The following is an 18600-nucleotide window of genomic DNA, read 5'->3' as shown; positions in this document are numbered from 1 at the left end:
GGGAGCCGTCCGGCCGGGTGTCACTCCGGCTGGTGTTCCGGGCCTCCGAAGTCCGGGCTGGAGAAGTCCGGACTGCTGTAGCTCGGACGGGGACCGGCCGCGGGGCCGCCGTCCGGGCTGCTGAACCCCGGCCGGTTGTACCCCAGGTGGGGCATACGGCCGGTCCGTTCCGGGGACGTGCGGTGCACGGCGGGCGTCTCCGTACCGGCCAGTGCCTCCCGGAGGAACGGCAGGATGCCGCGCTCCAGCAGGGCCTCCCGCCAGGCGTCCCCCGCCCGGTCCACCTCCTCGTTCACCTCGCCCCGGTCGTCCGCCTGGAGGGAGGAGCCGCCGTCGCGCAGCGCGGTGAGCAGGAGTCCCACCCCGGCGACCAGGATCGCTGCGGCCGTGACCGCGCCGAAGACCCACCCGGTGGTCAGGAGGGTGCCGGTGAAAGCCGGCTCCGGATCGAGCAACTTGAGGAGGTAGCCCACGAGCAGGAATATCGCCGCGGCCGTCCCCGCGAGAACGGGAGCGAGCACCGCGACGACGGCGACGGCACCGGCTCCGGCCGTCTCGGCGACCTCCCCCACGCTGGTGGCGAGCCCCACCGTGCTCGCGCCGGGCTCCGCGGAGCCCGGCTCCTCGCGCACGGGCGGGGCAGTCGGCGCCGGGTGGCGCAGGTCCTGGCGGACCTTCACATAGCGCTGGTACTCGGTCGCCGCGGCCGCCGTGATGAGAGCCGTGGCGTCGAGAGCCATCGTGCGCAGTTGCTCGGGGTTGAGCCGCTCGCCGACAGCGGCGAGTTCCGGACGGTGTGGTGCGGAGCGCAGCGCCTCATCGAGGAGCCGCTCGTAGTCCTGGCGGTCCTCGCTCAGCAGGTGCTGCGGAACGCTGTTCATGTGCATCCCCCGATGCTCCGTAGGGCTGGTGGCTCGCACGCTGACGAGCCGTCGGGCAGAAACGGAGGGGAGCCTGCTACGGACAAGCCGATGGTAGAGCGGGGAGGGTACACGGTGACAGGGGGTTTCCGGAAATTGCCCCCTGGCCAGCGGGGTCCTTTCGCGGGGGATGCCTGACCGTCGACCGTTCAGGCGTCCAGGGGGAGTTGCTGGACCAGCAGCTTTCCGGCCATGGTCACTCCGCCGTCCATGGCGATGGCCAGTCCGTCGGCGTAGATGTGCGGGCCTTCGACCGTGGGGCCCGCGCTGTCCTCGCCGTCCTCCGAGCCGACCTCGCCCAGCAGGTAGGGAATCGGACTGTGACCATGGACGATGCGGGCACCGCCGTAGGTGTCGAGGAGCGAGCGGACCGCCTCGGCGCCACCGTCGTCGCGGAAGGCGAAGCGCTTGGTGAACTTGCGGAAGAGGTCCCAGCACTCGTCGGCGTCGTTGCGCGTGAGGGTCTCGCGGACGGTGTCGTTGACCGCTTCGATGGAGTCGCCGTAGTCGAGATAGGCGGTGGTGTCGGAGTGCACCAGGAGGTGTCCGTCGGAGATCTCCATGGCGTCCAGGCGGGCCATCCACTGCAGATGGTGGTCCTGGAGACGGTCCATGTCGGTCTTCTGACCGCCGTTGAGCAGCCAGGCGGCCTGGAAGGTGGCGGTGCCCGCACCGGAGTTGACGGGGGTGTCGCCGAACCGCTTGGCGCCGAGGAGCAGCAGTTCGTGGTTGCCCATGAGTGCCTTGCAGTAGCCGCCGACCGCGGCAGCTTCGGCGGACAGCCGCATCACCAGGTCGATGACACCGATGCCGTCCGGCCCGCGGTCCGTGAAGTCGCCGAGGAACCACAGCCGGGACGTGCCCGCGCACCAGCTGCCCGCCGCGTCGACGAGGCCCTGCGCCTGGAGGGCGGCGACGAGTTGGTCGAGGTAGCCGTGGACGTCGCCGACGACGTACAGCGGACCGGGCCCTTCGGCGGGTTGAGGGGCCGGCGCGGCGGCCGGATCGACGGCGACCTGAAGCGTGTCACCTCGGTTGATGACGGGCAGGTCGCGCTGCGTGGGCGTGTACTCCGCCGGTTCCGGGGCGGCCGGCACGCCCTCCTCCGGGGGCGAGCTCTGCGCGTACGGACCGGTCTCGTGGACGTACGCGGGAACCCGGAAGTCGCGCAGCGTCGCCGTGCGCACCACCTCGGGTCCCTGACCGGCCCCCTGAGTCATCGACCCCTCCACCATCGCGCCGCAGCTGCACCGCATCGGACTGCCTGGTCGCAGCGGCCCGCGGTGTCGTCCGCCCATCATAGGAATGCGGATCGCGCCATGTGATGACCCAGGGGTGGTGAATCGGAACAACACTTCGGTTCACCGTGGTTTTCGCCCGAATTGGGAGGTGCTTACCGCCCGGCGCCGGCCCGTCACGCATGACCCGGCGCCATCGCCCGGTGACTCAGCCCTCCTCCGGCGACCTGGGCGGGCTGACCGTCGTACGGGGCGGACGTCGCTCGGAGGACGTACGCACGATCAGTTCCGTCGGTATCACCTGCTCGACCGGACGGTCCGATTCGAGGCCCTCGATGGCGTCGATGAGGAGCTGGACCACGGCCGTGCCGATCCGGCGCGGCTTCAGGGAGAGCGTGGTGATGGGCGGTTCGGTGCTGGCGTAGACGGTGGACTCGCTGCAGCAGACGAGCAGGAGGTCCTCCGGGACGCGCAGGCCGTAGCGGCGGGCCGCGGCGAGCAGATCGGTGCCGTTCGGGTCGAAGAGGCCGTAGACGGCGTCGGGGCGGTCGGGCCGGGCGAGCAGCCGGTCGGCGGCGACGGCGCCGGCGCACGGGTCGTGTGCCGGGTAGGCCTCGTACACCGGGTCCTGGCCGACCCGCTCGCACCAGCGCAGATACGCGCTCGTGGAGAGGTGGGTGTAGGTGTCCGTGGTGGTGCCGGTGAGGAGGCCGATCCGGCGGGCGCCGGCGTCGGCCAGGTGGTCGAGGATGCCGAGGACGGCCGCCTCGTGGTCGTTGTCGACCCAGGCGGTCACGGGGAGCGAGCCGGCCGGGCGGCCGTCGGAGACGACGGGTAAGCCCTGGCGGACCAGCTCGCTGACCACCGGGTCGTGGTCGGACGGGTCGATGACCACCGTGCCGTCCAGGGCGACGTTCGACCACACGTCGTGGCGGGAGGTGGCGGGCAGGATGACCAGGGCGTAGCCCCGGGCGAGGGCGGCGGAGGTGGCGGCCCTGGCCATCTCCGCGAAGTAGGCGAACTCGGTGAAGGTGAAAGGTTCATCCCCGTACGTCGTGACGGTCAGGCCGATGAGCCCTGACTTGCCGGTGCGGAGCGTTCGGGCCGCGGCGGAGGGGCGATAGCCCAACCGGTCGGCGACCTCTCGGACATGGCGTCGGGTGGCGTCCGGCAGCCGGCCCTTGCCGTTGAGGGCGTCGGAGACGGTCGTGATGGAGACTCCGGCGGCGGCGGCCACGTCTCTGATGCCCGCCCGGCCCGGCCGTCCGCCTCGGCGGGGAGTGTCCGCCCGGCTCACCTGGTGCTTCCCTGCTGCTGTCATGGCGAGCCGATAGTAGGGCTCATGCGGTGGGGTAGTGCGGACGCATATGCACGCGTTGACAGTCACGTTTCTGCATGATCAAATAGCCCCAACTGCCTTGGAAAGAATGGCCTTTGAACGATCCAATGCCAGTACGTGACTTGTCGGCGCGCATGGGCCTGCCAAGTTGGCCAGGTTTCGAAGAGGTCTCAACTCACCTTCACGAGGGACGCGCGCCACGGCGCGAGCCACCGGCGCGTGGCGATGCGAACGACGCGCCCCCCTGTTTTGCACTGCTCGTGCGGCTTCGGGTGGGGATGACCGTCCGGATGCGGGCGGCTGTCCACAGCCCATTCGCAGCGGGCCCGAATCCTCATAAGGTGAGAAGCATTGGATGCCGGTCGAAGGTCATGAGCCGGTGGTGGTCGCGAGGAGGACTGCGGTGAGCGAGACGAGCCCCAAGCTGCGTGCCGAGCTGGAGGGGATCCCCACCTACAAGCCCGGCAAGGCCGCCGCGGCCGACGGACCGGTGGCCTACAAGCTGTCGTCGAACGAGAACCCCTACCCGCCGCTGCCCGGCGTGATGGAGAGTGTGACCGCCGCCGCCGGGTCCTTCAACCGCTACCCGGACATGGCCTGCACGGGCCTGATGAACGAGCTGTCGAACCGCTTCGGTGTGCCCCTCTCGGACCTGGCCACGGGCACCGGCTCGGTCGGGGTCGCCCAGCAGCTCCTGCAGGCGACCAGCGGGCCGGGCGACGAGGTCGTCTACGCCTGGCGGTCCTTCGAGGCATACCCGATCATCACGCAGATCAGCGGAGCGACCTCGGTGCGGGTGCCGCTGACGCCGGGCGACGTGCACGACCTGGACGCGATGGCGGACGCGATCACCGACCGGACCCGGCTGATCTTCGTCTGCAACCCCAACAACCCCACCGGCACCGTGGTGCGCCGGGCCGAGCTGGAACGGTTCCTCGACCGGGTACCGAGTGATGTGCTGGTGGTCCTCGACGAGGCGTACCGGGAGTTCATCCGCGACCCCGAGGTGCCGGACGGTGTCGAGATCTACCGGCAGCGGCCCAACGTGTGCGTGCTGCGCACCTTCTCCAAGGCGTACGGCCTCGCGGGCCTGCGGGTCGGCTTCGCGATCGCCCACGAGCCCGTCGCCGCCGCGCTGCGCAAGACGGCCGTGCCCTTCGGAGTGAGCCAGCTCGCCCAGGAGGCGGCCATCGCCTCGCTGCGGGCCGAGGACGAGCTGCTCGGCCGGGTCGGCTCCCTGGTGTGCGAGCGCCAGAGAGTGGTGGAGACGCTGCGCGGTCAGGGCTGGACGGTGCCCGAGACGCAGGCGAACTTCGTCTGGCTGCGGCTGGGGGAGCGCACGCTCGACTTCGCCGCCGCCTGTGAGCAGGCCGGTGTCGTCGTGCGGCCGTTCGCCGGCGAGGGCATGCGGGCGACGATCGGCGAGGCGGAGGCGAACGACATCTTCCTGAAGGTGGCGGAGGGGTTCCGCAAGGACTTCTAGCCACCGCCGATTCCGGGAGAGGCGCCTAGGGTGCCCTTCCCGAGCGGCCCCGGCCCCGGGCATCTCGTCCGGGGCCGTTCCCTCGGGGCCTTTCTCCAACGGGGCCCTTCCTGAGCGGTCCCCTTCTCCGGGCGCCCCCCCCCGGGAGGGTCTCCAGGGGTGGTCCTCGTGGGCCTGCGGTCCTTGTCGGCCCGGCGGAGGCTATCGCCGTCGCCCATGAGCTCCGCGCGTACGGGATCGCCGTCGCGGACGGTCGCGAGGACGCCCGGGTCCCCTGACCTGCCTCTTTGTGCTCAAGGGCAACTGGTCCCGCTTACGGGCCCCCCGCCGGTCAAGCTTCGAACGGGTATGCGTCATAATTGCTTGTGAATGTGAACGCGTTCACAAGCGTGCCCCGTTTGCTCCGTGATGTGCGTGACAAAGAGGGCTAGCGGCCGCCGGAAGCACGGCGGTGACGTAAGGAGACTGACGACGTGGAATTGGCTCTTGCGCCGGAGACACTGGCGCGCTGGCAGTTCGGCATCACCACCGTCTACCACTTCCTCTTCGTCCCCCTGACGATCTCGCTCGCCGCGCTCACCGCCGGCCTGCAGACCGCCTGGGTGCGCACGGAGAACGAGAAGTACCTCAGGGCCACCAAGTTCTGGGGGAAGCTCTTCCTGATCAACATCGCGATGGGGGTCGTCACCGGCATCGTGCAGGAGTTCCAGTTCGGCATGAACTGGTCCGACTACTCGCGCTTCGTCGGTGATGTCTTCGGTGCCCCGCTGGCCTTCGAGGCCCTGATCGCCTTCTTCTTCGAGTCCACCTTCATCGGGCTGTGGATCTTCGGCTGGGACAAGCTGCCGAAGAAGATCCACCTGGCCTGCATCTGGATGGTCTCGGTCGGCACGCTGCTGTCGGCGTACTTCATCCTCGCGGCCAACTCGTGGATGCAGCACCCGGTCGGCTACCGGATGAACGAGGAGAAGGGCCGGGCGGAGCTCACCGATTTCTGGCGGGTCCTGACCCAGAACACCGCGCTCAACCAGGTCTTCCACAGCTTCTCGGCCGCGTTCCTGACGGGCGGCGCCTTCATGGTGGGCATCGCCGCCTTCCACCTGATGCGCAAGAAGCACATACCTGTGATGCGCACCTCACTCCGGCTCGGGCTGGTCACCCTGGCGGTCGGCGGCCTGCTCACCGCCGTCAGCGGAGACACCCTCGGCAAGGTCATGTACGAGCAGCAGCCGATGAAGATGGCCGCTGCCGAGGCACTGTGGGACGGCGAGAAGCCGGCGCCCTTCTCCGTGTTCGCGTACGGGGACGTCGACGAGGGGCACAACAAGGTCGCCCTGGAGATACCCGGCCTGCTGTCGTTCCTGGCCCACAGCGACTTCGAGTCGTACGTGCCCGGCATCAACGACACCAACAAGGACCTGCGGGAGAAGTTCGGCCCCGGCGACTACAAGCCCATCGTTCCCGTCGCCTACTGGGGCTTCCGGTGGATGATCGGCTTCGGGATGGCGTCCTTCGCGCTCGGCCTGCTGGGACTGTGGCTCACGCGGAAGAAGTTCCTGCTGCCGACAGCCCACCGGACCGGTGAGGACGAGGTGCCGCAGCTGGTGCTGTGGAAGCAACCGCTGGGGTCGAGGCTGGCCCGCCTGTACTGGCTCGCGGCGCTCTGGACGATGGCCTTCCCGCTGATCGCCAACTCCTGGGGCTGGATCTTCACCGAGATGGGCCGGCAGCCCTGGGTCGTCTACGGCGTGATGCAGACCCGTGACGCCGTCTCCCCCGGCGTCTCCCAGGGCGAGGTGATCACCTCGATGATCGCCTTCACGGCCCTGTACGCGATCCTCGCCGTCATCGAGGTCAGGCTGCTCGTGAAGTACGTGAAGGCCGGACCACCCGAGCTCACCGAGTCCGACCTCAACCCGCCCACCAGGATCGGCGGCGACTCCCGTGACGCCGACAAGCCGATGGCCTTCTCCTACTAGGCCCAGGGAGCTGCTGAGTCATGGAACTTCACGACGTCTGGTTCGTCCTCATCGCCGTCCTGTGGACCGGCTACTTCTTCCTGGAGGGCTTCGATTTCGGAGTCGGGGTGCTCACCAAGCTGCTCGCCCGCGACCGCGCCGAGAAGCGGGTGCTGATCAACACGATCGGTCCCGTATGGGACGGCAACGAGGTGTGGCTGCTCACCGCGGGCGGTGCGACCTTCGCCGCCTTCCCTGAGTGGTACGCGACACTCTTCTCCGGGTTCTATCTGCCGCTGCTGGTCATCCTGCTCTGCCTGATCGTGCGCGGAGTCGCCTTCGAGTACCGGGTCAAGCGGGCCGAGGAGAGCTGGCAGCGCAACTGGGAGACCGCGATCTTCTGGACCTCGCTGATTCCCGCGGTCCTGTGGGGTGTGGCCTTCGGCAACATCGTGCGCGGGGTGAAGATCGACTCCGACATGGAGTACGTCGGCACTCTCGGGGACCTGCTCAACCCCTACGCGCTCCTGGGCGGCCTGGTCACGCTGACACTGTTCACCTTCCACGGGACGGTCTTCGTCGGTCTCAAAACCGTGGGGGACATCCGCGAGCGGGCGCGCAGTCTGGCGCTCCGGGTGGGCTCGGCGAGCGCCGTGCTGGCGGTGCTGTTCCTGCTCTGGACGCAGGTGGAGAACGGGGACGGCAAGTCCCTGGTCGCGATGGCCGTGGCGGTGGCCGCCCTGGTCGCGGCGCTGGGGGCGGTCAGGGCGGGGCGTGAGGGCTGGGGATTCGCGCTCTCGGGGCTCACCATCGTGGCGTCCGTCACCATGCTCTTCCTGACGCTCTTCCCGAACGTCATGCCGTCCTCGCTGGACCCGGACTGGAGTCTGACGGTCACCAATGCCTCGTCCAGCCCGTACACCCTGAAGATCATGACCTGGTGCGCGGGGATCGCCACGCCGCTGGTCCTGCTCTACCAGTCGTGGACCTACTGGGTGTTCCGCAAGCGGATCGGCACGCAGCACATCGCGGACGCCGCGCACTGAGCCCGCGCATCGAGCGGCATGTTTCACGTGAAACATGCCGTCTGGACCAAAAGGTGCGGTTCCGCCCGGACCGCACCCGTTGAACCGAGGGTGTGTTTCACGTGAAACCGATCGACCCGCGTCTGATTCGGTACGCCCGCGCCACCCGCCTCTTCCTGGTGGCAATCGTCGGACTGGGCGCCGTCGGGGCCGCTCTGGTCATCGCCCAGGCGATGCTCATCGCCGAGATCGTGGTCGGTGCCTTTCAGCACGGTGACTCGGCCGGTGAACTGGGCACCCCGCTGATGCTGCTGGCGCTCGTCGCGATCGGACGCGCGGTCGTCTCCTGGCTGACGGAACTCGCTGCGCACCGGGCGAGTGCGGCGGTGAAGTCGGAGTTGCGGGGCCGACTGCTGGAGCGTGCCACTCAGCTGGGCCCCGGGTGGCTGAGCGGGCAGCGCACCGGCTCGCTGGTCGCCCTGGCCACGCGAGGAGTCGACGCTCTCGACGACTACTTCTCCCGCTATCTGCCGCAGCTCGGGCTCGCGGTGGTCGTGCCGGTGGCGGTGCTCGCCCGGATCGTCACGGAGGACTGGGTGTCCGCGGCGATCATCGTCGCCACCCTGCCGCTGATCCCGCTGTTCATGGTGCTGATCGGCTGGGTCACGCGCTCCCAGATGGACCGTCAGTGGCAGCTGCTCTCGCGGCTGTCCGGCCATTTCCTCGACGTCGTCGCGGGGCTGCCGACGCTCAAGGTGTTCGGCCGGGCCAAGGCGCAGGCCGAGTCGATCAGGCGCATCACCGGGGAGTACCGGCAGGCGACCATGCGGACGCTGCGGATCGCCTTCCTCTCGTCCTTCGCACTGGAACTGCTCGCCACGATCTCCGTCGCCCTGGTCGCGGTGACCATCGGCATGCGACTGGTGCACGGCGAGATGGATCTGTACACGGGACTGGTCATCCTCGTCCTCGCACCGGAGGCCTACCTGCCGCTGCGCCAGGTCGGTGCGCAGTACCACGCGGCAGCCGAGGGCGTGGCGGCGGCCGAGGACATCTTCTCGGTGCTGGAGACCCCGGCACCGGTGTCCGGCCCGCTCGTCGCGCCGGAAGGGCGGATCAGCTTCGAGGACGTGACGGTGCGCTATCCCGGGCGGTCGTCCGACGCGGTGTCCGAGGTGTCGTTCGCAGTCGAGCGGGGCGAGACGGTGGCCCTCGTCGGACCGAGCGGCGCGGGCAAGTCGACGCTGCTGAACGTGCTCCTGGGATTCGTGCAGCCGACCGCGGGACGGGTGCTGGCCGGGGGAGTCGACCTCGCCTCGGCGGATCCAGCCGAGTGGCGCTCGCGGATCGCCTGGGTCCCGCAGCGGCCCCATCTCTTCGCCGGGTCCATCGCCGACAACGTACGGCTGGCCCGTACCGACGCGGACGACGGCGCGGTCCGGCGGGCGCTCGCAGACGCGGGTGCGCTGGAGTTCGTCGACGCCCTGCCCGACGGTGCCGACACGCTCCTCGGGGAGGACGGCGCGGGACTCTCCGCCGGTCAGCGCCAGCGGGTCGCCCTGGCCCGGGCGTTCCTCGCCGACCGGCCCGTGCTGCTCCTCGACGAGCCGACGGCCGCCTTGGACGGGGCGACGGAGGCGGAGATCGTGGAGGCGGTGCGGCGGCTCGCGGTGGGACGGACGGTGCTTCTCGTCGTCCACCGGCCCGCGCTGCTGGGCGTGGCCGACCGGGTGGTTCGGCTGCCGTCGCCCCAGGCGGCCGCTCCAGTCTCCCGTCCCGCGCGTACGGCGGACCGGGAGGTACAGGAAACCGGCGAATCGGTGACCGTGCCGAGGGTAGGCGGCACGGAATCCGGCCCGACAGCGGAGGGCGGAAGCACGTCCGCCGGGCAGGGGAGGCGGGGGGTACTCGTCCGGCAGGGCCGCGAGGACGTGCTCGCGCGTGTGCGGGCCATGGCGGGGGCACGGCGTGGGCGTCTCGCTCTCGCCCTGCTGCTCGGCAGCCTCGCGCTCGGCAGTGCCGTAGGGCTGATGGCGACCTCCGGGTGGCTCATCTCCAGGGCGTCCCAGCAGCCGCCCGTGCTGTATCTGATGATGGCCGTGACGGCCACCCGGACGTTCGGGATCGGGCGGGCGGTGTTCCGGTACTCGGAGCGGCTGGTGTCGCACGAAGCGGTGCTGCGGATGCTGGCCGACACCCGGGTCGCCGTCTACCGGCGGCTCGAACGGCTGGCGCCCGCCGGACTGCGCACGACACGGCGCGGTGATCTGCTGTCGCGCCTCGTCGCCGACGTGGACGCCCTTCAGGACTACTGGCTGCGGTGGCTGCTCCCCGCCGGGGCCGCCCTCCTGGTGTCCGCCGCCTCCGTCGGCTTCACCGCGTGGCTGCTGCCCGAGGCCGGCGCCGTCCTCGCCCTCGGGCTGCTCACGGCCGGCATCGGTGTCCCGCTGCTGACCGGTGCCGTGGCGCGCCGAGCGGAACGCAGGCTGGCCCCCGCCCGCGGGGTGCTGGCGACCCGGGTGGCCGATTTGCTCACGGGGACGGCCGAGCTGACGGTCGCGGGTGCCCTCCCGGCGCGTACCGCCGAGGCCCGCCGGGCCGACACCGTCCTCACGCGCATCGCCTCCCGCACCGCCACCGCCACCGCGCTCGGTGACGGCCTCACCGCCCTCGTGTCCGGGCTGACGGTGACGGCCGCAGCCCTCGTCGGCGTCCAGGCCGTCGCCGACGGGCGGCTGGGCGGGGTTGCGACGGCCGTCGTCGTCCTCACCCCGCTGGCCGCCTTCGAGGCCGTACTGGGGCTGCCGCTCGCCGTCCAGTACCGGCAGCGGGTGCGCAGGAGCGCCGAGCGTGTGTACGAGGTGCTGGACGCTCCCGAGCCCGTACGGGAACCGGAGCGGCCGCAGCCGGCGCCCGCGTCGCCGTTCCCGGTACGGGTGCGGGGGCTCGCGGCCCGTCACGCCGGGCAGCACCGGGACGCGCTCACCGGGCTCGGCCTGGACCTGGACCGGGGGCGCAGGGTCGCCGTGGTCGGAACCTCCGGTGCCGGCAAGACGACTCTGGCCCAGGTGCTGCTGCGCTTCCTCGACCCGGCGGCGGGCACGTACACGCTGGGCGGCGTGGACGCCCGCACGATGGACGGGGACGACGTACGGCGGTCCGTCGGGCTGTGCGCGCAGGACGCCCACCTCTTCGACAGTTCCCTGCGCGAGAACCTGCTGCTGGCCCGGAAGGACGCCACCGAAACCGAACTGCGGGACGCGCTCGCACGGACCCGTCTGCTCGACTGGGCGGACGGCCTCCCCGACGGGCTCGACACGCTGGTCGGCGAGCACGGAGCGCGGTTGTCGGGTGGCCAGCGTCAGCGGCTCGCCCTGGCCAGGGCCCTGCTCGCCGACTTCCCCGTCCTCGTCCTCGACGAGCCCGCCGAACATCTCGACCTCCCGACGGCCGACGCGCTGACCGCCGACCTCCTCACCGCGACCGAGGGCCGTACGACCCTGTTGATCACCCACCGGCTGGCCGGACTCGACGCGGTGGACGAGGTGATCGTGCTCGCCGAAGGGCGCGTCGTGCAGCGGGGACCGTACGCCGAACTGGTGGCGGCGGAAGGGCCGCTGCGGGAGATGCGGAAGCGGGAGGCGGACGGCGAGGCGCTCGTCGCGGCGGCAGGACGCTGAGGCGCGACCGGACGACCCTCCCCGGGGGCCGCTCCCGGCCACTCGACACATCTCGACTTTCCCTTGCAAATCGGACTAACTACCCTCTAGTCATGTCAGCAGCCCCCGCCTCGCCCGACCCGCTCGGTGAACCGGGCGCGGCGGTCCGGACGCCACGTGGACTCCGAGGTCTCTCCGCGGAGCTGACGGCACGCGTGCCGCAGCTCCTGAAGGCGATGCGGACCGTCGGCACGGGCCTCGAGCTGCATTCCACGCTGGACCGGATCTGCGAGACCGCGGCCGCGCTGACGGACGCCCGGTACGCGGCCATCGGGGTCGTCGCCGAGGACGGCGGGGGTCTCGCCGACTTCGTCCATCACGGGGTGGACGCGGAGACCGCCCGGCGCATCGGCCGACTGCCCGACGGGCACCGGGGTCTGCTCGGCGCGCTCATCCACGAACCGGAGTCCGTACGGCTCGCCGACCTGGCGGACGATCCGCGCTGCTGCGGGTTCCCGGAACATCATCCCCCGATGCGCAGCTTCCTCGGCGTTCCGGTCCGCGTGCAGGGAGAGATCTTCGGCAATCTGTACGTGACCGAGAAGCACGGCGGCGGTCCGTTCGGCGAGGACGACGTCCACGTGCTGCGGGTGCTGGCCACGGAGGCGGGCATCGCCGTCGGCAACGCCCGCCTGTACGAGGCCGCCAGGCAGCGCGAGCGCTGGATCGACGGCTCGGTGGCCGTCACCACCGCACTGCTGTCCGGCGGCGACGGGGAGGACCCTCTCCAGGTCGTCGCCGAGCAGGCCCGGCGGCTGTCCGGCTCCGCGGCCGGGATCGTGCTGCTGCCCGCGGACGAGGGAGGCCTGCGGATCGTCGCCGTGGCCTCGGACCATCCGTCGCGGGCCCTCGGCGTCGTCGTCCCGCCGGAGAGCGAGATCGTCGCCGACGTCCTCGGCGGCGAGCCCGTGTTCGTCGAGGACGCGGCCACCGATCCGCGGATGCTCACCGACCTCGCCCGCGAGTACGGGCCGGCCATGATGCTGCCCCTGCAGAGCGGCGGACGGGTCCTCGGAGCCCTCGTCACACCGCGTGGGCCGGGTGCCCGCCCCTTCACGGAGAGCGAGCGCACGCTGGCCGGACAGTTCGCCTCACAGGCCGCGCTCGCGCTGATGATGGCGGAGGCGCAGCGCGACCGGGAGCGTCTCGCCGTGTACGAGGACCGTGACCGGATCGCCCGTGACCTGCACGATCTCGTCATCCAGCGGCTGTTCGCCACCGGGATGATGCTGGAGAGCGCACAGCGGCGGTCGGCCGTGCCGGAGGTGCGCCAGGGTGTGGGCAAGGCGGTCGAGGAACTCGACGTCACCATCCAGGAGATCCGCACCGCGATCTTCGCGCTGCAACGGGGACCGGCCGAGGAGCCCTCCGGGCTGCGGACCCGGGTGCTGCGCGAGATCAACATGGCCGCCGTCCCCCTCGGCTTCAGGCCCGCACACCGTTTCGCCGGCCCCGTCGACACGATGGTCGGCGAGCTCACCGGCAAGAACCTCATCGCCGCCCTGCGCGAGGCACTCTCCAACGCCTTCCGGCACGCCGGTGCCTGCCGCATCGACGTCACCGTCGACGCGGCGGCCGTCCTGCCGGACGGGGAGCAGGGCGTGCGGCTCTCGGTCGCGGACGACGGCGTCGGCATTCCCGAGAACGGCCGGCGCAGCGGCCTGCTGAACCTCAAACGGCGCGCCGAGTCGCTGGGCGGGGACAGCTGGTACGGGCCGGGCATCGGCGAGAACGGCGGCGGTACGACGGTGGTGTGGCAGGCGCCGTACTGAACCGCCCGTTCACCGCGCACCGAGCGGTGGGACACGGCTCCGTCGCCCACGGCCCGTCGTGTGCCGAGCCGTGGGACGGGGGGTGGGCCGTAGCAGGTCGGTGTGCCGCCTGGGCGCAACACGCCCGAGCAGGACCCCTGTTCGGCCGAGCCGGGTGGTCCTTCCGTGGCGCCGGGTCCCCCATGCGTACGAGGTGAACAGGACCGCGGGCACCGGCACGGGACACGATCGCTGGCATGCGCTCACCCCGTCGTCCGCTCCTCCTCGTGCCGGTCCTGTTGAGCACGCTCGCGGTTCTCGCGGCGCGGCCCCCGGCGGCCGGCGGCGAACCCGGCGACGGGGCCGGCGTCAGCGCCCAGGTGGCGCGGTTGTACGAGGACGCCGCCGTGGCGACACGGCGGTACGAGCAGGGGAGGCGGGAAGCGGACGCCCTGCGAGCCAGGGCGCAGCGGGCTGAGGAGCGCCTCCGGCACGAGCGGCAGGGGGTCGCCGTACTGCACGGGGAACTCGGCCGGATCGCGCGTGCCCAGTACCGCCAGGGCGGCGGGCTGCCGTACACGGTGCAGATGTTGCTCGCGGACAGCCCCGAGGCGCTGATGCGCGGTCACCGGGCCCTGCGCCGGGCGGAACTCAGCGTCGGCAACGCCGTGTCCAGGAGCCGGCGTGCGGAGGCCGGGCTCGCCGCGGACGAGGCGAGGTCGGCCGCGGAGTGGCAGGCGCTGGACAGGTTCACCGGTGAGCTCGCCGAGGTGAAGCGGACCATCACCGCGAAGCTGGACGAGGCGCGGGCCACGCTGCAGGGACAGGCCGACGCGTCGGTCGCGGCGGGTTCCTGCCGGGGCGCCGTCCGGCTCGACCAGCCGGAGACCGGCTCCACGGCGTCGTGGCTCGCGCCGCTGGAGACGTACGACCTCTCCGCCGGGTTCGGCAGCGGTGGTGAGCGCTGGGCGAACCGGCACACCGGGCAGGACTTCGCGGTGCCCATCGGGACGCCGGTGCGGGCGGTCGGTGCCGGACGGGTCGAGCGGGTGTCGTGCGGCGGCCCCTTCGGCATCGAGGTCGTGGTGGAGCATCCGGGCGGCTACTACACCCAGTACGCGCACCTCGCGGCCGTCACCGTCGACCAGGGAGAGCGGGTGGGACCCGGCCAGTGGGTCGGACAGTCCGGGACGAGCGGCAACTCGACCGGTCCCCACCTGCACTTCGAGGTGCGGGTCACGCCGGACATGGGATCGGCGGTCGACCCCGTGGCGTGGCTGGCCGGGCACGGGGTGGAACTGTAGGCGCGGGGACGGCGGCCGGTCTCAGAAGCGATCCGCGAGTATCCGCTCGATCACGACCGCCACCCCGTCCTCGTTGTTGGCGACCGTGCGCCCGGAGGCCGCGGCGATCGCGGCGGGGTGGGCGTTGCCCATCGCGTACGACTGGCCCGCCCAGGTGAGCATCTCGACGTCGTTCGGCATGTCCCCGAAGGCGACGACCTCCTCGTGGGAGATGCCGCGCTCGGCGCAGCACAACGCGAGCGTGCTGGCCTTGGAGACGCCGGGACCGCTGATCTCCAGCAGGGCGCTCGGGCTGGAGCGGGTGACGTTGGCCCGGTCGCCGACGGCCAGCCGGGCGAGCGTGAGGAAGTCGTCCGGAGCGAGGTCCGGATGGTAGGCGAGCACCTTGAGCACCGGCTGGTCGGCGTCGAGGGCGTCCGCCGCGAGCAGCTTCTCCGCGGGGGCGACGGTCTCCGGGGGTTCCATGTGCAGCGACGGGTAGGACGGTTCGAGGTGCAGCCCGTAGGTGCGCTCCACGGCGCACGCGGTGCCGGGGGCGGCGGAGCGCAGCAGCTGGACGACGTCGAGGGCGGCCGGGGGTTCGAGCTCGCGGACCTTGACGAAACGGTGGGCGCCGGGACCGCCGTGCAGATCGACCACGGCGGCGCCGTTGCCGCAGATCGCCAGGCCGTGACCGTGGACGTGGTCACTGACGACGTCCATCCAGCGCGCCGGGCGGCCGGTGACGAAGAAGACCTCGATGCCCGCTTCCTCGGCGGCGGCGAGGGCGGCGATCGTGCGCTCGGACACCGTCTTGTCGTCGCGGAGCAGGGTGCCGTCGAGATCCGTGGCGATCAGCCGGGGCAAAACGGTGGAGGCCGGGATCTCGGGCCGTCGAGTCGCTGAGGTCACGTCGTCATTCTCCCGCATATGCGTGCACGCCCGTGCGGGGGCCCGCACAGGTGAGTGGTCACCGTACCCACCAGGGGAGTCACCTTCCGCTGTCGTCCGGCCGGGGAACGGGGGCTCCGTCGTACCTTCGCGTGGACGAAGACCCGTGGTGGCGGGCGGTCACCGCAACTGCGCCGGGGCTTCCAGGGCGATCCGCTCGAAGACCTTCTCGTCGGCCGCGAAGTCCGAGTCCGGGATGGGCCAGTGGATCACGAGGTCGGTGAATCCCAGCTCCCCGTGGCGGCCGGCGAAGTCGACGAAGGCGTCCAGGGATTCCAGCGGGCGGCCGCGGTCCGGGGTGAAACCGGTGAGGAGGACCTTGTCCAGCCCGGCCACGTCGCGGCCGTCCGCCGCACAGGCGGCACCCAGCTTCTCGACCTGCCCGCGAATGGCTTGAACCGACTGTTCGGACGTGCCCGTCTCGAACAGCTTGGGGTCGCCGGTCGTCACCCACGCCTGTCCGTACCGGGCGGCGAGCTTCAGTCCGCGCGGTCCGGTGGCGGCCACCGCGAAGGGCAGCCGGGGGCGCTGCACACAGCCCGGGATGTTCCGTGCCTCGTGCGCCGAGTAGAACGTGCCCTCGTACGTCACCCCGTCGGTGCCGTCCTCGGTCAGCAGGCGGTCGAGCAGCGGCACGAACTCGCCGAAGCGGTCGGCACGCTCACGCGGTGTCCAGGGCTCCTGGCCGAGCGCGGTGGCGTCGAAGCCGGTGCCGCCCGCGCCGATGCCCAGGGTGATCCGGCCGTTCGAGATGTCGTCGAGGGAGATCAGTTCCTTGGCGAGCGTGACCGGGTGCCGGAAGTTCGGCGAGGTCACGAGTGTGCCGAGACGGAGGCGGTCGGTGACGGCGGCCGCGGCGGTCAGAGTGGGCACGGCGCCGAACCACGGGCCGTCGCGGAAGGTCCGCCAGGACAGGTGGTCGTACGTGAACGCGGTGTGGAAGCCGAGCTGCTCCGCGCGCTGCCAGGCCGCCCGCCCGCCCTCGTGCCAGCGGAGATGCGGAAGGATCACGGTGCTCAGACGCAGACTCATGCGTCGAGCGTAAGCGGAGCCGTGCGGTGGCGGAGTCCGCCGGGTCGTCCGCGGGGCCCTTGGTCAGTGCGCTGCGGGAAAGCGCAGGTAGGACGGGGGCACCTCGGCCGTGAGCCAGACGCCGTTCGCGCTGACGCGAAAGACGTGACCGTCACGGTGCATGGCGCCGGCGTCGACGGAGAGGACGACCGGCCGGCCCCGGCGGGCGCCGACGCGCGTGGCGGTCTCCCGGTCGGCCGACAGATGTACGTCGTGCCGGTTCATCGGCCGGAGCCCCTCGGCGCGGATCGAGTCCAGGCTCGGCGCGACGGTGCCGTGGTAGAGGTACGCGGGCGGGGTCGCCGGGGGCAGCCCGAGGTCGACATCGACGGAGTGGCCCTGGCTGGCGCGGATCCGGGTGCCCTCGACCGCGAATCGCCGCTTGTCGTTCGTGGCGACGACGTGGTCGAGTTCGGCGCGGCTGAAGCTGAAGCCGTGCTCGGCGGCCGCGGCGATCAGCGTCTCGATCTCGACCCAGCCGCCCTCCCCGAGCGTGAGCCCGATCCGCTCGGGCTGGTGCCGCAGGTGCTTCGAGAGGTACTTCGACACCTTCACGGTGCGTCTGTCATCCATCTGTTCACTCATGCCGCCAGGGTGCCTGGTGAGACGCTGATCACGCGATTGATTTCGGGGCGGAGGTTTGGTCCACAGCCAAGTGCGTTTATCCACAGGCAAATTGACGATTCTGTGGACAACTGTCGCGCACATCAGGGGGGTTCGCCAATCCCGTTGTCCTGAAGCCCCTTTGCGGCGAGCGCGTCCAAGGTCCTTTTCCGCACCTCGCGTTCGGCCGCCGCCGCAATGAAGGCAGCGGCGTGGTCCGCGCCAACCAGCCTTTCCACCGCCCGCATTGTGTCGGCCGGCAGGATCACCTCGCGCGTCTCCACCGGGGGTTCCACGGGCTGACCCGAACCGAGGTGCCGGCGCAGATGCCGGGTGGCGAACAGGCGCATGGCCCGCGCCAGTTCGGCGTCCACGGACTGCTGGGCGAGAGGCCGCAGCCGACGGACGAGCGAGGCCGCCTCGGTCGCCTCGGCGTCGGTCGGCCGATGCTCGCCGAGATAGCGCGCGAAGACGTGCTCGGTGGTGAACTCCAGGAAACGGGAAGCGATGTGCTCGACCTGTCCCCTCAACTCCCGCAGATGACTCGCGATTGCCGACAGCGGTACGCCGGCCCCGAACAACTCGGCTGCCACCGCCAGCTCTTGGGGGCTCGGCACGAGAAAGGTCTCGTCCTCCCCCGGGACGCGTTCCAGTACGCCCAGTTCGACCGCGTCCGCGACGGCCCCGTCGTCCGGGTGGCCGCCGAACCGCTCGGCCAGCTCGGCCCGGGAGATCCGCACCGCCTCCTCGTCCGTCCACGGCCCGTCGACCTCCGCGACGAGTCCGAGTACCCCGCCGAGTCCCCGGCCCGCGTCCCAGGCCTCCAGGAGCTCCTTGATGGAGGCCAGCGTGTAGCCGCGGTCCAGCAGGTCGGCGATCTGCCGGAGCCGGGCCAGGTGCGCGTCCGAGTAGACGTTGGCGCGGCCCCGGCGCTCCGGGCGGGGGAGCAGGCCCCGGTCCTGGTAGGCGCGGATCGTACGGACCGTGGCGCCGCTGTGATGCGCCAGGTCCTCGATCCGGTACGCGATGCCGGCCGGCTCGCCGTCCACGCTCACGCTCCCTGCCCTTCCCTGCGGCCGCCGCTCCGTGCCGCCGCGCCGCTCCGTACGCCCGACTCCCGCGCCGCCGCGTCGCACCCGCCGCCCGGGTGCGGCGCGTGCCGCGTCTAGGGCCTGTCGTTTGGATCATGCCGGCGTCGCGGGGTCTGGCACGCACATCTGCGGCGTTGTCGTCGGTCGCCGACGCTCCGCGTCGACTCC

13 protein-coding genes are annotated in these 18600 nt (G+C 71.4%); 6 read left to right on the top strand and 7 right to left on the bottom strand.

Annotation, left to right across the window (positions count from 1 at the left end):
* Window positions 1-20: 20 nt before the first annotated feature.
* From AC069T_RS11250 to AC069T_RS11240, 3 genes are all read right to left on the bottom strand, one after another.
* The gene (locus AC069T_RS11250; RefSeq protein WP_478782491.1) at window positions 21-887 is read right to left on the bottom strand and encodes a hypothetical protein; all 867 of its coding nucleotides are present in this window, start codon (window positions 885-887) and stop codon (window positions 21-23) included.
* A 182-nt stretch (window positions 888-1069) separates the two neighbouring features.
* Window positions 1070-2155 carry a metallophosphoesterase gene (locus AC069T_RS11245; RefSeq protein ID WP_478782648.1) on the bottom strand — a complete coding sequence of 362 codons (1086 nt, stop codon included), beginning with the start codon at window positions 2153-2155 and terminating at the stop codon, window positions 1070-1072.
* Window positions 2156-2366: 211 nt separating this feature from the next.
* Window positions 2367-3479: a LacI family DNA-binding transcriptional regulator gene (locus AC069T_RS11240; RefSeq protein ID WP_358852280.1), complete on the bottom strand. Its 1113-nt coding sequence runs from the start codon at window positions 3477-3479 to the stop codon at window positions 2367-2369.
* Window positions 3480-3900: 421 nt separating this feature from the next.
* Between AC069T_RS11240 and hisC the strand changes: the two genes are divergently transcribed.
* From hisC to AC069T_RS11210, 6 genes are all read left to right on the top strand, one after another.
* On the top strand, window positions 3901-4980 hold the full coding sequence (gene hisC, locus AC069T_RS11235) for a histidinol-phosphate transaminase (RefSeq protein ID WP_476752977.1): 1080 nt from the start codon (window positions 3901-3903) through the stop codon (window positions 4978-4980).
* A 473-nt stretch (window positions 4981-5453) separates the two neighbouring features.
* On the top strand, window positions 5454-6959 hold the full coding sequence (locus AC069T_RS11230; protein WP_478782490.1) for a cytochrome ubiquinol oxidase subunit I: 1506 nt from the start codon (window positions 5454-5456) through the stop codon (window positions 6957-6959).
* A 20-nt stretch (window positions 6960-6979) separates the two neighbouring features.
* Window positions 6980-7984 carry a cytochrome d ubiquinol oxidase subunit II gene (cydB, locus tag AC069T_RS11225; protein ID WP_478782489.1) on the top strand — a complete coding sequence of 335 codons (1005 nt, stop codon included), beginning with the start codon at window positions 6980-6982 and terminating at the stop codon, window positions 7982-7984.
* Window positions 7985-8085: 101 nt separating this feature from the next.
* Window positions 8086-11643 (top strand): thiol reductant ABC exporter subunit CydD, encoded by a 3558-nt coding sequence (gene cydD, locus AC069T_RS11220; protein ID WP_478782488.1) that lies wholly within the window; start codon window positions 8086-8088, stop codon window positions 11641-11643.
* A 92-nt stretch (window positions 11644-11735) separates the two neighbouring features.
* The gene (locus AC069T_RS11215; RefSeq protein ID WP_478782487.1) at window positions 11736-13454 is read left to right on the top strand and encodes a sensor histidine kinase; all 1719 of its coding nucleotides are present in this window, start codon (window positions 11736-11738) and stop codon (window positions 13452-13454) included.
* A gap of 236 nt (window positions 13455-13690) precedes the next feature.
* Complete coding sequence (locus AC069T_RS11210; protein ID WP_478782486.1) at window positions 13691-14737, top strand: M23 family metallopeptidase; 1047 nt, start codon at window positions 13691-13693, stop codon at window positions 14735-14737.
* Between the two features lie 21 nt (window positions 14738-14758).
* On the opposite strand, the gene AC069T_RS11205 is transcribed toward AC069T_RS11210, so the two are convergent.
* The 4 genes from AC069T_RS11205 to AC069T_RS11190 all read right to left on the bottom strand — a co-directional run bounded on the left by AC069T_RS11205 (window position 14759) and on the right by AC069T_RS11190 (window position 18390).
* Window positions 14759-15646 (bottom strand): Cof-type HAD-IIB family hydrolase, encoded by an 888-nt coding sequence (locus tag AC069T_RS11205; RefSeq protein WP_478782485.1) that lies wholly within the window; start codon window positions 15644-15646, stop codon window positions 14759-14761.
* Window positions 15647-15787: 141 nt separating this feature from the next.
* Window positions 15788-16699, bottom strand: coding sequence for an LLM class flavin-dependent oxidoreductase (locus tag AC069T_RS11200; protein ID WP_478782484.1), 912 nt, complete (start codon window positions 16697-16699; stop codon window positions 15788-15790).
* A 63-nt stretch (window positions 16700-16762) separates the two neighbouring features.
* Window positions 16763-17311, bottom strand: coding sequence for an RNA 2'-phosphotransferase (locus AC069T_RS11195; protein ID WP_478782647.1), 549 nt, complete (start codon window positions 17309-17311; stop codon window positions 16763-16765).
* Window positions 17312-17445: 134 nt separating this feature from the next.
* Entirely contained in the window at window positions 17446-18390 is a 945-nt protein-coding gene (locus AC069T_RS11190; RefSeq protein WP_478782483.1) for a MerR family transcriptional regulator, read from the bottom strand.
* Window positions 18391-18600: the final 210 nt, after the last annotated feature.

It is taken from the genome of Streptomyces sp. NPDC043867 (assembly GCF_056435845.1).
Note: the sequence above shows the minus strand (reverse complement) of the source record. Positions and strands in the feature narration are given on the sequence as shown.